This is a genomic window from Pseudomonas nitroreducens (genome assembly GCF_024170165.1).
Taxonomy (GTDB): Bacteria; Pseudomonadota; Gammaproteobacteria; order Pseudomonadales; family Pseudomonadaceae; genus Pseudomonas; species Pseudomonas nitroreducens_C.
On the sequence record NZ_JALJXP010000012.1, the window covers coordinates 120,879 to 134,453 of the forward strand.

A 13,575-nucleotide genomic window follows, 5' to 3' on the forward strand; every position below is an offset into this window, starting at 1 on the left:
TGCATAAAAAAGGGCGGGTGAAATCACCCGCCCCTCTCAGGATGGAGAAGGAACCGTCAGGACTGGCCTTCGGCGAGGAAGAACCAGGTGTCGAGGACCGAGTCGGGGTTCAGCGACACGCTCTCGATGCCCTGTTCCATCAGCCACTTGGCGAGGTCCGGGTGGTCCGACGGGCCCTGGCCGCAGATGCCGATGTACTTGCCGGCGCGGTTGCACGCCTGGATGGCATTGGACAGCAGCTTCTTCACCGCCGGGTTACGTTCGTCGAACAGGTGCGCGACGATGCCCGAGTCACGATCCAGGCCCAGGGTCAGCTGGGTCAGGTCGTTGGAGCCGATGGAGAAGCCGTCGAAGAACTCGAGGAACTCATCAGCCAGCAGGGCGTTGGACGGCAGCTCGCACATCATGATGACGCGCAGGCCGTTCTCGCCACGCTTGAGACCATTGGTGGCCAGCAGGTCGACGACCTGGGAGGCTTCGCCCAGGGTACGGACGAACGGCACCATCAGCTCGACGTTGGTCAGGCCCATCTCGTTGCGGACCTTCTTCATCGCGCGGCATTCGAGCTCGAAGCAGTCGCGGAAGGATTCGCTGATGTAGCGCGAGGCGCCACGGAAGCCGAGCATCGGGTTCTCTTCTTCCGGCTCGTAGAGCTTGCCGCCGATCAGGTTGGCGTATTCGTTGGACTTGAAGTCCGACAGACGCACGATGACCTTCTTCGGCCAGAAGGCCGCAGCCAGGGTGCTGACGCCCTCGACCAGCTTCTCGACGTAGAAGCCGACCGGATCGTCGTAGCCGGCGATGCGCTTCTCGACGCTTTCCTTGATGTCCGCCGGCAGGCTGGAGAAGTTCAGCAGCGCCTTGGGATGCACGCCGATCATGCGGTTGATGATGAATTCCAGGCGGGCCAGGCCCACACCTTCGTTCGGCAGCTGGGCGAAATCGAAGGCACGATCCGGGTTGCCGACGTTCATCATGATCTTGAACGGCAGGTCGGGCATGGCGTCGACCGAGTTCTGGCGGACGTCGAAGCCCAGCTCACCTTCGTAGATCAGGCCGGTATCGCCTTCGGCGCAGGAGACGGTCACGCGCTGGCCATCCTTCAGCGCCGCGGTGGCATTGCCACAGCCGACGACTGCCGGGATACCCAGTTCACGGGCGATGATCGCGGCGTGGCAGGTACGGCCGCCACGGTTGGTGACGATGGCGCTGGCGCGCTTCATCACGGGTTCCCAGTCCGGATCGGTCATGTCGGAGACCAGGACGTCGCCCGGCTGGACCTTGTCCATCTCGGAAACGTCGTGGATCACCTTCACCGGGCCGGCGCCGATGCGCTGGCCGATGGCGCGACCTTCGACCAGGACCTTGCCTTTTTCCTTGAGCAGGTAGCGTTCCATCACATTGGCGCTGGAACGGCTCTTAACGGTTTCCGGACGGGCCTGCACGATGTACAGCTTGCCGTCGTCACCGTCCTTGGCCCACTCGATGTCCATCGGACGCTCGTAGTGCTTCTCGATGATCAGGGCCTGCTTGGCCAGCTCGGTCACTTCGGCGTCGGACAGGGCAAATCGGGCGCGATCGGCCTTCTCCACGTCGACCACCTTGACCGATTTGCCGGCCTTGGCTTCTTCGCCGTAGATCATCTTGATGGCCTTGCTGCCCAGGTTGCGACGCAGGATGGCCGGGCGGCCGGCTTCCAGGGTCGGCTTGTGGACGTAGAACTCGTCGGGGTTCACCGCGCCCTGCACCACGGTCTCGCCGAGGCCGTAGGCGCCGGTGATGAACACCACGTCACGGAAACCGGATTCGGTGTCCAGGGTGAACATCACGCCGGCGGTGCCGGTTTCCGAGCGGACCATGCGCTGCACGCCGGCGGACAGGGCGACCAGTTTGTGGTCGAAGCCCTGGTGCACACGGTAGGCGATGGCACGGTCGTTGAAGAGGGAGGCGAAGACCTCCTTGGCCGCGCGGATCACGTTGTCCACGCCGCGGATGTTCAGGAAGGTCTCCTGCTGGCCGGCGAAGGAAGCGTCCGGCAGGTCCTCGGCAGTGGCGGAGGAACGCACGGCCACGGCCATGTTGTCGTTGCTGCCGGCCATCTCGGCGAAGGCCTTGCGAATCTCGGCATCCAGACGCTCGGGGAACTCGGCGTCCATCACCCATTGGCGGATCTGCGCGCCGGTCTTGGCCAGGGCGTTGACGTCGTCCACGTCCAGGGCGTCGAGCGCCGCGTGGATGCGATCGTTCAGGCCGCTCTGATCGAGGAAGTCACGGTAGGCCTGGGCGGTAGTGGCGAAGCCACCCGGTACGGAAACGCCGGCACCGGCGAGGTTGCTGATCATTTCGCCCAGGGATGCGTTCTTGCCCCCCACATGTTCGACATCGTGGACGCCGAGCTTATCGAGGGAAACTACGTACTCTACCAAGGTGATCTCTCCACTATGTGTTGGAAAAGCTCATACAAGTCGGAGCGGCCCCACCCTTCTGGCCGGGGCCGGAAAAATGGGTGAGAATGCCCCGGCAAAGGGCCTTGCAAACGTGGGGCCTATCATAACCAGGATTCGATCCTACCTATAAGGCCCGCAGCGCACATGAAACGAACTGCATTCTTCATTTCCGACGGCACCGGCATCACTGCCGAAACCCTCGGCCAGAGCCTCCTGGCGCAGTTCGAGAACATCAACTTCACCAAACTGACGCGACCTTACATCGATACCGAGGAAAAGGCGCGCGTCATGGTACAGCAAATCAATCGGGCTGCGGAGGCGGACGGGGCAAGACCGATCATCTTCGATACCATCGTCAATCGTGAGATCCGTTCGGTCCTTGCGCAATCCAACGGTTTCATGATTGACATCTTCTCGACCTTTTTGTCCCCGCTCGAGCAAGAATTATCCTCAGACTCGTCGTATTCCGTCGGGAAATCCCACAGCATCGGCCATAACCCGCACTACATGGAGCGGATCGATGCGGTGAACTTCGCCCTCGACAACGACGACGGCGCCCGCACCCATTACTACGACAAGGCCGACCTGATCCTGGTCGGCGTCTCGCGCTGCGGCAAGACGCCCACCTGCCTCTATATGGCCCTGCAATACGGCATCCGCGCGGCGAACTACCCGCTGACCGAAGAGGACATGGAGCGCCTGCAGCTGCCCAACGCGCTCAAGCCCTACAAGCACAAGCTGTTCGGCCTGACCATCGACCCCGACCGGCTCACCGCCATCCGTCACGAGCGCAAGCCCAACAGCCGCTACGCCAGCTTCGCCCAGTGCGAGTTCGAGGTTCGCGAGGTGGAAAACCTGTTCCGCCGCGAGAACATCGCCTACATCAACTCGACGCATTTCTCGGTGGAAGAGATCTCCGCCAAGATCCTCGTCGAGAAGGGCGTGGAGCGCCGGCTAAAGTAACCGGCCACCGCGAAAAATCCCCCCAACCGACGGCCGGCATTACCGGCCGTTCGACTTTCTGCAGCCTTTCATTCGGACGCCTATCATTCTCTGAACCCGCGTTTTACCCGTGGCAGTTTTCACGGATCGGGCATTCCCGGCACAGGAGAGCGCCATGCGAGAATGTCAGTACCTGATTCTGGTCGCCTTGTTGGCATTGACGGGTTGCGACTCGGGCGACAAGCCCGTCGCCAAGACCGCCGCTGCCGCCACCCCACCGGCCAGCCCGCCTGCCGCAGCAGCCCCTCCCCCTCCTGCACCGCCCGCGCCGCCTCCGGTCGCGGCTCCCGCGCCAGCCACGCCGGCACCTGCCACTCCCTCGCAGGCGGTTTTCAGCGTCGAGCAACTGGACCAGATGCTCGCGCCGCTGGCGCTGTATCCCGATTCGCTGCTGGCGCAGGTACTGATGGCGACCACCTACCCGGGCAATGTCGCGGATGCCGCGGCCTGGTCGAAGGCCCATCCCAAGGCCGAGGGAGACGACGCGGTGAAACAGGTCGCCGACCAGCCTTGGGACCCGAGCGTCCAGTCGCTGGTCGCCTTTCCGCTGGTGCTCGCCACACTGGGCCAGGACCCGGCCTGGGTGCAGCGCGTCGGCGATGCCTTCCTCGCCCAGCCCGATGCGGTGATGGATTCCATCCAGCGACTGCGCCGCCAGGCCCAGGCCGCCGGCAACCTGCAGTCGAACGAGCAACAGAAGGTGACCATCAAGCCGGCGGCCCAGCCGGCCCCGGCGCAATCCGCCTCCGGCGGTGACACCGTGGTGGTGCAGCAACCGGCGCCAGCACAGACGATCGTCATCGAGCCCACCGACCCGCAGGTGGTCTACGTGCCCAGCTACAACCCCACGCAGGTTTATGGCTCCTGGCCCTACCCCGCCAGCCCGCCGACCTACTACCCGCCGCCACCCGAGTACCCCGTCGCCACGGCGCTGGCCACCGGCCTGGCGTTCGGCGCCGGCGTCGCCATCGTCGGCTCGCTCTGGGGCGACTGTGACTGGGATGACCACGATATCGACGTCGATGTGGAGCATTACAACAACTTCAACAGCAACCGGAACGTGAACCGCAATGTGAATCGCGACTTCACCGGCAACGTCAACGGCAACCGGGCGAAGTGGCAGCACAACCCGGCCTACCGCAATGGCGTGCCCTACCGCGACTCCGCCAGCCGTGCGCAATACAACCGCCGACTGGCCGGTGGTGAACAACGCGATGCCCTGCGCGGATTCGACTCCGCGCGCACCCAGGAGCGCGCCCGAGCCAGGGAAAGCCTGACCCAGCGCGGCATCACCGCGCCTGCGGCGAACAATGCCCAGGCCCGCGAGCGCGCCCAGGCTGCGACCCGCGACCTGCGCGACAACCCGCAAGCCCAGCAGCGTCTGCAGCAAGGCAACCGCGACAACGCCCGTGATCGGGCACAGGCCGCGACCCGCGAGCTGAACCGCACGCCGGAAAACCGCCAGCGCGCGCAGAACCAGGTGCAGAACCGCAGCAACCAGGCACAGCAACGGCCGCGGACGCAGAACAACCAGCAGATCCGCGAACAGGCGCGCCAGCAGCATGCCCGCACCCAGGCCCCACGCAACAATGCCTTCGCCGGTGCCAACAACCCCAGACAGTCCCGCGAAGTTGCCAACCGCGGCCAAGCCAGCCGCGCCGCTGCCAGCCGCCCACAGGCAGCCCGCGCCGGCCACACCGTCCAACGCCCTGCCCGCGCGCCCTCCGGCGGCGGCCGGCGTCGCTAGGAGACGAGCCATGCCCATCGCATCGCGCCTGCTGGCGCTCGCCCTCCTCGCCGCCCTGCCCGCCAGCCTGCTGGCCCAGGACAGCTTCCCCACTCCCGACGCAGCCGCCGACGCCTTCATCGCCGCGCTTGGCACCGAAAAGGCCGACCCCGAGCGCCTGGCCGCCCTGCTGGGCAAGGACTGGCAGAGCTATATACCGACTGCCGGCATCGACCGGGACGAAGTGGACGCCTTCCTCGCCCACTACAAGGACAAGCACCAGATCGAGAAGGACAACCCCCGTCTCGCCCACCTGGTCGTCGGCAACGATCCCTGGACCCTGCCCCTGCCGATCGTCCAGGAGAAGAACGGCTGGGCCTTCAACGCCAAGGCCGGCGGCGAGGAAATCCGCATCCGCCGCATCGGCCGCAACGAGGAATCGACGCTGGAGGCCGTGCAGGCCTATCACGATGCGCAGATGGACTATGCCGAGGTGGACCGCAACGGCGACGGCGTCCTGGAGTACGCACAGAAGTTCGTCAGCAGCGACGGGCACCACGACGGGCTGTACTGGCCGGAGGAAGACGGTGGCGAGGAAAGCCCGCTCGGCCCGCTGTTCGGCGACGACCTGCCAGGCGACGGCTGGCACGGCTACCACTACCGCATCCTCACCGCCCAGGGCCCCTCGGCGCCCGGTGGCGCCTATGACTACCTGATCGGCGGCAGAATGACCCGCGGCTTTGCCCTCGTCGCCTGGCCGGTGAAGTACGGCGACAGTGGGGTGATGAGCTTCATGATCAGCCACGATGGCGAGATCTTCTCCAAGAACCTCGGCCCGGAGAGCGACAAGATCGCCAAGAAGATGAGCCGCTTCGACCCGGACAGCAGCTGGACCGAGGTCACCGCGGAGGAGGAAAAACCCTGAGTGACTGAACCCGTCCGGCCGCCCGGCGGTCGGACGGACTCTGGCAGAGCCCGTCGCCCCCTCCGCTTCCGGCGGGTCCGCACGACCCTGTCATAAGCCTGAAACAAATACCCTGCCAACACGCCAACCGACTGTCGCCAGCGAAAAACCACATGGTAGAATTCGCCGCGCTATTGCCTGGCGTCACCAGGCCACGCCGGCCGGCATGCCGGCCACAGCCATTTGGGGTGACGACCGGGGCGTTTCTATTCAAGGCTTTGCGGCCACTCACTCATCAAGGCCCATGAGACTCAAGCCCACTGCCCTGCTCCTCTTCCTGAGCATCTTCCTGCTTCCCGGCATCAGCGCAGCTGCCGGCAAGACTGTCTATGGCCTGAACGAATACGCCCGGATCAACGACCCGGAGATCGAACTGGCCGCCAAGCTCGACACCGGTGCCAAGACCGCCTCCCTCAGTGCCCGCGACATCAAGCGCTTCAAGCGCGATGGCGAGACCTGGGTGCGTTTCTACCTGGCCACCGATACGGCCGACAGCCAGCCGATCGAGAAACCCCTGGCGCGCATCAGCAAGATCAAGCGCCGCCACGGCGACTACGACCCCGACGAAGGCAAGGCCTACACTGCGCGTCCGGTCATCGAGCTTCAGCTGTGCATGGGCAAGGCCCTGCGCACCATCGAAGTGAACCTTACCGACCGCAGCGCCTTCCAATACCCGCTTCTGATCGGCTCCGACGCGCTCAAGCGCTTTGGCGCCCTGGTCGACCCGAGCCTGAAATACGCTGCCGGCAAGCCCGGCTGCCAACCCGTAGCGAAACCTGCCGAGTAATCCCATGCGCTCTCTTACCCTGCATCTGAAGGTCCTGATCGCCATCCTGCTGACGCTGGGCGTCGCGATCACCGCCTACCAGATCTTCGTCCTCGGCATTCCCATGACCGAGGCCGAGACCGACGACCTGTGGAACATCGACGCCAAGGTCGAGTTCGTCGCCACGCCGAAGACCCCGGTGAAGGTGCAGATGTTCGTACCGCCGCTGACCCAGGATTACGTCAGCCTCAACGAGAGCTTCGTCTCCAACAACTACGGCGTGGGCATCAACCGCTCCGACGGCAATCGCAAGGTGACCTGGTCGTCGCGCCGCGCCACCGGCCAGCAGACCCTCTACTACCGCCTGGTGCTGACCAAGCGCTACGCCGGCGCCAGCGAGAAGGCCAAGGAGAAGGGCCCGATCTTCCGCGACAGCCTGCCTCTGGAAGGCCCGGACAAGATCGCCGCAGAAGCCCTGATCGCGCCCATCCGCCAGCACTCGGCGGACGTCGAGACCTTCGTCAGCGAAGCCATCAAGCGCGCCAACAACCTCAACGATGACAACGTGAAACTGCTGCTGGCCGGCGACACCAGCCTGGACAAGCGTTCCCACGTGGTCGAAACCCTGCTCGCGGTGGCCCACGTGCCACTGGAGCGCGTGCACACCATCCGCCTGGTCGCCAACCAGCCGCAGCAGCCCGAACTCTGGCTGCGCAGCTACAACGGCAAGGAATGGCTGTACTTCAACCCGGAAACCGGCGAGCGCGGCCTGCCCAACGACCGCCTGATCTGGTGGCTGGGTGACGAGAGCCTGCTGTCCATCGAAGGTGGCAAGAAGGCCCAGGTCAGCTTCAGCCTCAACAGCAGCGAGATGAACGCCATCCGCCTGGCCAAGCTGTCGGACGAGAACACCGATGCAGCCTTCCTCGAGTACTCGCTGTACGGCCTGCCGCTGTCCACCCAGCAGACCTTCCAGATCATGATCATGATCCCCTTCGGCGTGCTGGTGATCCTGGTGCTGCGCAACCTGATCGGCCTGCAGACCCTGGGCACCTTCACCCCGGTGCTGATCGCCCTGGCCTTCCGCGAGACCGGCCTGCAGTGGGGCATCGGCCTGTTCACCGTGATCACCGCCCTGGGCCTGTCGCTGCGCTCGTACCTGGAACACCTGAAGTTACAGATGCTGCCACGCCTGTCGGTGGTGCTGACGTTCGTGGTGGTGATGATCGCCGCCATCAGCCTGCTCAGCCACAAGCTCGGCTTCGAGAGCGGCCTGTCGGTTGCCCTGTTCCCGATGGTGATCCTGACCATGAGCATCGAACGCCTGTCGATCACCTGGGAAGAGCGCGGCGCCGCGCACGCCATGAAGGCCGCCATCGGCACCCTGTTCGCCGCCGCCCTGGCACACATCCTGATGCGCGTACCGGAGCTGGTGTACTTCGTGTTCACCTTCCCGGCTGTGCTGCTGATCCTGGTGTCGTTCATGCTGGCGATGGGTCGCTACCGCGGTTACCGCCTGACCGAACTGTTCCGCTTCAAAGCCTTCCTCAAGGACTAAGCCATGTTCGGCCTGATCAAGCGATGGAAAGCCCTGGAAGCCAAAGGCATCATGGGCATCAACCGACGCAACGCGGACTACGTGCTCAAGTACAACCAGCGGCACCTGTACCCGATCGTCGACGACAAGATCATCACCAAGCAGCGCGCCATCGAGGCGGGCATCCACGTACCGGAAATGTACGGGATCATCTCCACCGAGAAGGAGATCGAGCGCCTGCCGGAAATCATCGGCGAGCGCAGCGACTTCGTCATCAAGCCGGCGCAGGGCGCCGGCGGCGATGGCATCCTGGTGATCGCCGACCGCTTCGAGGAGCGTTACAAGACGGTCTCCGGGCGGATCATCAGCCATGAGGAAATCGAGCACCAGTTGTCGAGCATCCTCACCGGCCTGTACTCCCTGGGCGGTCACCGCGACCGCGCGCTGATCGAGTACCGGGTGACCCCGGACCAGATCTTCAAGAGCATCAGCTACGAGGGCGTGCCGGACATCCGCATCATCGTGCTGATGGGCTACCCGGTGATGGCGATGCTGCGCCTGCCGACCCGCCAGTCCAACGGCAAGGCCAACCTACACCAGGGCGCCATCGGCGTGGGTGTGGACCTGGCCACCGGCCTGACCCTGCGCGGCACCTGGCTGAACAACAAGATCAGCAAGCACCCGGACACCACCAATGCCGTGGACGGTGTACAGCTGCCCAACTGGGACGGTTTCATGAAGCTGGCCGCCGGTTGCTACGAGTTGTGCGGCCTGGGCTACATCGGCGTGGACATGGTGCTGGACCAGGACAAGGGCCCGCTGATCCTCGAGCTCAACGCCCGCCCCGGCCTGAACATCCAGATCGCCAACGACTGCGGCCTGACCCTGCGCACCCATGCCGTCGAGGCGCATATCGCCGAGCTGGAAGCCAAGGGCGTGAAGGAGACGGTGGAAGAGCGCGTACGTTTCTCCCAGCAGCTGTTCGGCCACGTGCACCCGAAGGAAGTCTGAGGCATCCCGCCTGATGAAAAAGCCCGGCATTTGCCGGGCTTTTTAATGGGTGACCGCAGGGCTGCAAACCCGTAGGGCGGATAACCTGGAGCAGGTTATCCGCCGGATACTTTATGGCGGATAACGCTGACGCGTTATGCGCCCTACGCAACTTCGGCAATGAGCGTTGGCGTAAAACTGTAGGAGTGAGCTTGCTCGCGAACGGATTCACGGGCAACTCCGCCGCTGCCCGGTTCGCGAGCAAGCTCGCTCCTACAAAAAAGCATCGCCCCCGCGCACCACTCAGCGCACTACGGCCAGCTCGAAGCCACCCTGGTCACCGTGCTCGCGCACCTTCATCCCCGCCTCGTTCACCGCCAGGTCCTCCAGCGGGCGCTTGTAGGGCTTGTTGTCGAGGGTCTGCAGGCTGCGGTCCTCGTCGGTGGTGAGCAGCAGTACATAGCGCTCGCCCTGGTTCGCGCGCACCGGGATTGTCCCTTCGATGAACGCGTAGCGGTACCAGGTCTCCGGATTGAGCTTGTACACCGCATCACTCACCAGACGCGTCGGACGCTTCTGCTCGTCGAGAAACAGCAGCGACGGGTAGACCACCTGGTGGTTGGCGAAGCTGCGCACGCGCAGGCCATAGACGTGCTGGGAGCTGGGCAGCTTCATCGCCACGAAGTAGCTCTTGCCCATGGGGAAGTCGAAGCTCGGCGAAAACCTGTTCAGCTCTTCATAGCGCGGTTCCTCTACCGACAGCTCGGTGAAGTCACCCTCGCCCATCTGATCGCAGCAGCGTCGCTGCAGGTCGACATAGAGATCGTCCAGGGTCTTGCCGCTGCCCTTGAGCAGCGCCTTCATGGCATCGGTCTGCTCACCCATGCCGTCGAGCCCCGGCAGGTTGTTCGGCCGCCCCTTCAGGTCGACCTGCCGGCCTTCGGTGAAGGCGATATTGCTGCCGCCCTGCTCGCCCCGGCGAAACATGGCCCCGCGCTGCTCCGCCGTGATCGGCGAGTTGCGCACCTGGCCCTTGTCGTCGACCCAGGTGAAGTACGGGTTGCCGTTCTCGCTGCGGACGAAGCCGCGATCCTCGTAGGACTCGGCGTCAATGTACTCGGAAGAGTGGTCTCCGTTGGGCAGCACGTAATCGGCCCGGCCAGGCGCTACCTGGCCGGCGGCATAGAAGCTGTTCTGCAGGTTGCCCTGGGCGTCCACCCAGGTGAAGTAGCGGCGCTTGCTCTCCCCCGCCGGCCGTGCGCCCGGCCACTGGGTGGCACTGAGGTCGATCAGCCGCGCGCGGTCGCTCTGGTCGATGCGCTTGTCCGCCTGGCGTTGCTGCTGGGCGTAGTTGGCGTCGACGAAGGTGTTGTGCACCTGGCCGCTGTCGTCGATCCACGACAGGTAGCGGCCGCTGGCAGCCTGCGCCGATGTGCTCACCACGCCGACGGCGGCGACGCAGGAAATCAGGAGGGTCAGCCTGTTCATGTTGTTGCCCTCAGAAGGTGGTGCGGTAAGTCATGGCGAACACGTAGGCCTTTACCGTGGTGCTGACATCGAGGCCGGCATAGGGGTTGTACACCAGGTTGTCGATGCCGGTGCAGTTCAGGTTGCAACTGCTGCCCGCCTTGATGCTCTGCTTGGAGACGAAGTAGTTGAAGCCCAGGTCGATCACCGTGTCCTTGTCCCACTGGTAGCCCAGGCCCAGGCCGTAGAGGTCGGCGTCACCGATGGGCACCAGGGCGTCCGCCTTGTCCTTGGGAATCGCCGAGGGGCGGTACTCGTAGCCGGCGCGCAGTTGCAGGCGGTCGTTGACGTCGTACTGCACGCCCATGGCATAGCTCCAGGTGTCCTGGTAGCCGCGGTCGAGGATGATGCTGTGGTCGGTGGCGCCGTTGGGCGCGAAGTTCTTGGCGATGCGCAGCAGGTCGAGTTCCTTGTCGAACTCGATTTCCAGCTTGTTCCAGTCGCTGTAGTCGGTCCACTTCAGGTCGAAGTTGAACTGCCACCTGTCGAACGGGCGCACCTTGATGCCAGTGGAGAAGCTGTCCGGGTTGACCATGTTCAGCGTTGCCACGCCGTGCTCTTCGTCGGCGTTGCCGTAGGGGAACAGCGGGCTGAGGAAGGCGCCGAACACCGAGCTCTGCATGCCCGACCAGAAGCCCTGCCAGTCCTTGCTGTAGTCGACGCGGTACTTGCCCTTGAGGTGCATGCGCGACTCGCTCTGGTAGGTCGCCCCCCAGGCGAACCAGTCGTAGGGCTCCCAGAGCACACCCAGGTTGAAGCTGGGCGACAGGGTCTGCTGCATGTCCAGCTTGAGGTTGGCCAGCGAGTCGTAGGGGCCGATACGGCCACCGCAGACGTTGAACACCAGCTCGACGATCTCCTGTGCGCCGGGTACGCAGGTGGTGTCGTGCAGGGTCTGCAGCAGACCGGTCAACAGACCCGGGTTGCGGAAGTCGGTATCCAGCGCCATGGCCTGGTGCGAGAAGCCGATCGACAAGCCCGCCGAAAGGGTGTCGTTGACCTCGTAACCCACCGAGGGCGAGAAGTAGGTGATCCGCTGCAGCGAAACGCGACGGCCTTCGTAGCGCGCCGGATCGCTGTCCGAATCGCGCGAATAGCCCAGCGCCTGCGGCGCGTAGACGTTGGTGGCGAAGGTGAATTTGGAGCCCGGCGGGTTGATCGACAGGCCCGCCAGCGGGGCTACCAGCAGCGGCATGTCGGTCATGCCGCCGAGGCCCGGCAGGTACATGGTCGGGGTCAGGGTGCGGCTGTTCTCGCCGGCCACCGGGTCGTCGTCCAGGCCGAAGGCAGCAGAGCCGTAGTCCGGCGGCGCCCTGAAGCCGGCGCGGATATCCATCACCCCGGTAATCAGCTTGAGCTGAGTCTGGCGGCCCTTGAGCTTGGTCAGGGCGGCGGGGTTGTAATGCACTGCGTCGATGCCGGTGGAGTCCGCCGTGACCGCGTTGGCCATGGCCATGGCCTTGGGGTTGCCGATGGTCAGGTCGTTGGCCAATTGGGCGTTGGCGAGCGTCGCCCAGCCAAACCCTACCCCTGCCATCGCCACCGCGAGGGGCGAAATGCGCATAATCATGTGGTGATCGCTCGTCGGTTACTGGGCTTTGAGGCCTTGGATATCCAGGGGAAGGGAAACCCCCAGCAGTACATCCGGCGAGTCTTCGGTCAGACCGAAACCGGCGTTCACGTTGACGATGTAGTCCGGCGATGTTCGCAGGCCGAGCGAGAAGTTCATGATCGCGCTGGTCTGTTCGGGCGCCTCGACCGTGCGGTCGTTGAAGTAGTACTTGTTCTTGAACGAGTAGGCCATCTGGTAGGAGGTGGCCAGGGACACGTCGTAGGACAGTGCGTAAGCCATGCCCATGGCGAAGTTGACCGTATCGCCGGGCACCACCTTCTCCAGTTCTTCGCCGTACTGGTTCTGATGAATGTCGTCGACCTGCATGTTGTAGGTGTACCCCAGCGAGCCGTAGAGCACGACCGGGTCGATCACGTAGGACATGTTGGCGCCGGCGCCCAGGCTGTAGAAGCCGCTACCGGTGGAGACGTCGTCCTGCACGTTGCCCTTGTACGGGCTGTCGCCGGTGGGCAGGCCGAGGGTCGCATAGAGCGTGGTGACCGGAGCGCCGCGGCGCGCAGCCCAGGGCTGCCAGCGCAGGGTCGCGGAAACATCGCCCAGGCTGTAGGCATGGATGTCGCGTTCGGTGTCGTACTTGGCCACGAACGGCAGGCGCATGCTGAAAGTCAGGTTGTCCCAGATGCCGTAGTCGAAAGTGAAGGAGTTGGTGAAGGTGTGTTGCGCCTCGCTCTGGGCCAGCACGCTGTAGACGTTCTCGCCACTGCGTACGGCCTGCAGGCGCGTGTCGCGCATCAGGGTGTAGTCGAAGCCGTAGGTCAGCTGCCGCTCACCTTTCTTGAGCAGGGTGTAGCTCTTCTCGGCGGCCTGGAATACCTGCTCCAGCGCCTTGGCGCTGTCGGCGTCGGTATCCTTCTTGGCCAGCGCATCACGCGCATCGTCGGTTGTCGCCTCTTCGGCGATGGTGCTGGTACTTGCCAGCAAGGCCAGAGCGGCAACGCACGCAAACCCCTTGAAATCCATGTTGCTATCCCCTGGTCTTGTTC

At 64.4% G+C, this 13,575-nt stretch carries 10 protein-coding genes; 6 read left to right on the forward strand and 4 right to left on the reverse strand.

Annotated elements, in window-relative coordinates:
- Positions 1-56: 56 nt before the first annotated feature.
- Entirely contained in the window at positions 57-2,426 is a 2,370-nt protein-coding gene (gene ppsA / locus J2T47_RS22375) for a phosphoenolpyruvate synthase (RefSeq protein WP_253451719.1), read from the reverse strand.
- A 165-nt stretch (positions 2,427-2,591) separates the two neighbouring features.
- Between ppsA and ppsR the strand changes: the two genes are divergently transcribed.
- The 6 genes from ppsR to J2T47_RS22405 all read left to right on the forward strand — a co-directional run bounded on the left by ppsR (position 2,592) and on the right by J2T47_RS22405 (position 9,453).
- Positions 2,592-3,410, forward strand: a complete 819-nt coding sequence (gene ppsR / locus J2T47_RS22380; RefSeq protein ID WP_017516884.1) for a posphoenolpyruvate synthetase regulatory kinase/phosphorylase PpsR — start codon at positions 2,592-2,594, stop codon at positions 3,408-3,410.
- 154 nt (positions 3,411-3,564) lie between these two features.
- The gene (locus tag J2T47_RS22385) at positions 3,565-5,196 is read left to right on the forward strand and encodes a DUF3300 domain-containing protein (RefSeq protein WP_253451722.1); all 1,632 of its coding nucleotides are present in this window, start codon (positions 3,565-3,567) and stop codon (positions 5,194-5,196) included.
- A gap of 10 nt (positions 5,197-5,206) precedes the next feature.
- Positions 5,207-6,100, forward strand: a complete 894-nt coding sequence (locus tag J2T47_RS22390; RefSeq protein ID WP_253451725.1) for a DUF2950 domain-containing protein — start codon at positions 5,207-5,209, stop codon at positions 6,098-6,100.
- A gap of 283 nt (positions 6,101-6,383) precedes the next feature.
- A complete protein-coding gene (locus J2T47_RS22395) occupies positions 6,384-6,926 on the forward strand; it encodes an ATP-dependent zinc protease family protein (RefSeq protein ID WP_253451727.1) in 543 nt (180 codons plus the stop codon).
- Between the two features lie 4 nt (positions 6,927-6,930).
- Complete coding sequence (locus J2T47_RS22400) at positions 6,931-8,463, forward strand: inactive transglutaminase family protein (RefSeq protein WP_253451730.1); 1,533 nt, start codon at positions 6,931-6,933, stop codon at positions 8,461-8,463.
- 3 nt (positions 8,464-8,466) lie between these two features.
- Positions 8,467-9,453, forward strand: a complete 987-nt coding sequence (locus J2T47_RS22405) for an alpha-L-glutamate ligase-like protein (protein WP_024765708.1) — start codon at positions 8,467-8,469, stop codon at positions 9,451-9,453.
- A 282-nt stretch (positions 9,454-9,735) separates the two neighbouring features.
- Here J2T47_RS22405 and J2T47_RS22410 read toward each other — a convergent pair whose 3' ends face one another.
- From J2T47_RS22410 to J2T47_RS22420, 3 genes are read right to left on the reverse strand one after another with little or no spacing between them, the layout of a single operon-like run.
- Entirely contained in the window at positions 9,736-10,920 is a 1,185-nt protein-coding gene (locus J2T47_RS22410) for a MalM family protein (protein ID WP_253451733.1), read from the reverse strand.
- A gap of 10 nt (positions 10,921-10,930) precedes the next feature.
- The gene (locus J2T47_RS22415) at positions 10,931-12,529 is read right to left on the reverse strand and encodes an outer membrane protein transport protein (RefSeq protein WP_253451736.1); all 1,599 of its coding nucleotides are present in this window, start codon (positions 12,527-12,529) and stop codon (positions 10,931-10,933) included.
- A gap of 18 nt (positions 12,530-12,547) precedes the next feature.
- Positions 12,548-13,552 (reverse strand): transporter, encoded by a 1,005-nt coding sequence (locus J2T47_RS22420; RefSeq protein ID WP_253451739.1) that lies wholly within the window; start codon positions 13,550-13,552, stop codon positions 12,548-12,550.
- Between the last annotated feature and the right edge of the window lie 23 nt (positions 13,553-13,575).

Bases quoted from the DNA above. Each gene is read 5' to 3' on its own strand.
- ppsR (WP_017516884.1), top strand. From the start codon at position 2,592: ATGAAACGAACTGCATTCTTCATTTCCGACGGCACCGGCATCACTGCC.
- J2T47_RS22385 (WP_253451722.1), top strand. From the start codon at position 3,565: ATGCGAGAATGTCAGTACCTGATTCTGGTCGCCTTGTTGGCATTGACG.
- J2T47_RS22390 (WP_253451725.1), top strand. From the start codon at position 5,207: ATGCCCATCGCATCGCGCCTGCTGGCGCTCGCCCTCCTCGCCGCCCTG.
- J2T47_RS22395 (WP_253451727.1), top strand. From the start codon at position 6,384: ATGAGACTCAAGCCCACTGCCCTGCTCCTCTTCCTGAGCATCTTCCTG.
- J2T47_RS22400 (WP_253451730.1), top strand. From the start codon at position 6,931: ATGCGCTCTCTTACCCTGCATCTGAAGGTCCTGATCGCCATCCTGCTG.
- J2T47_RS22405 (WP_024765708.1), top strand. From the start codon at position 8,467: ATGTTCGGCCTGATCAAGCGATGGAAAGCCCTGGAAGCCAAAGGCATC.
- J2T47_RS22410 (WP_253451733.1), bottom strand. From the start codon at position 10,920: ATGAACAGGCTGACCCTCCTGATTTCCTGCGTCGCCGCCGTCGGCGTG.
- J2T47_RS22415 (WP_253451736.1), bottom strand. From the start codon at position 12,529: ATGATTATGCGCATTTCGCCCCTCGCGGTGGCGATGGCAGGGGTAGGG.
- J2T47_RS22420 (WP_253451739.1), bottom strand. From the start codon at position 13,552: ATGGATTTCAAGGGGTTTGCGTGCGTTGCCGCTCTGGCCTTGCTGGCA.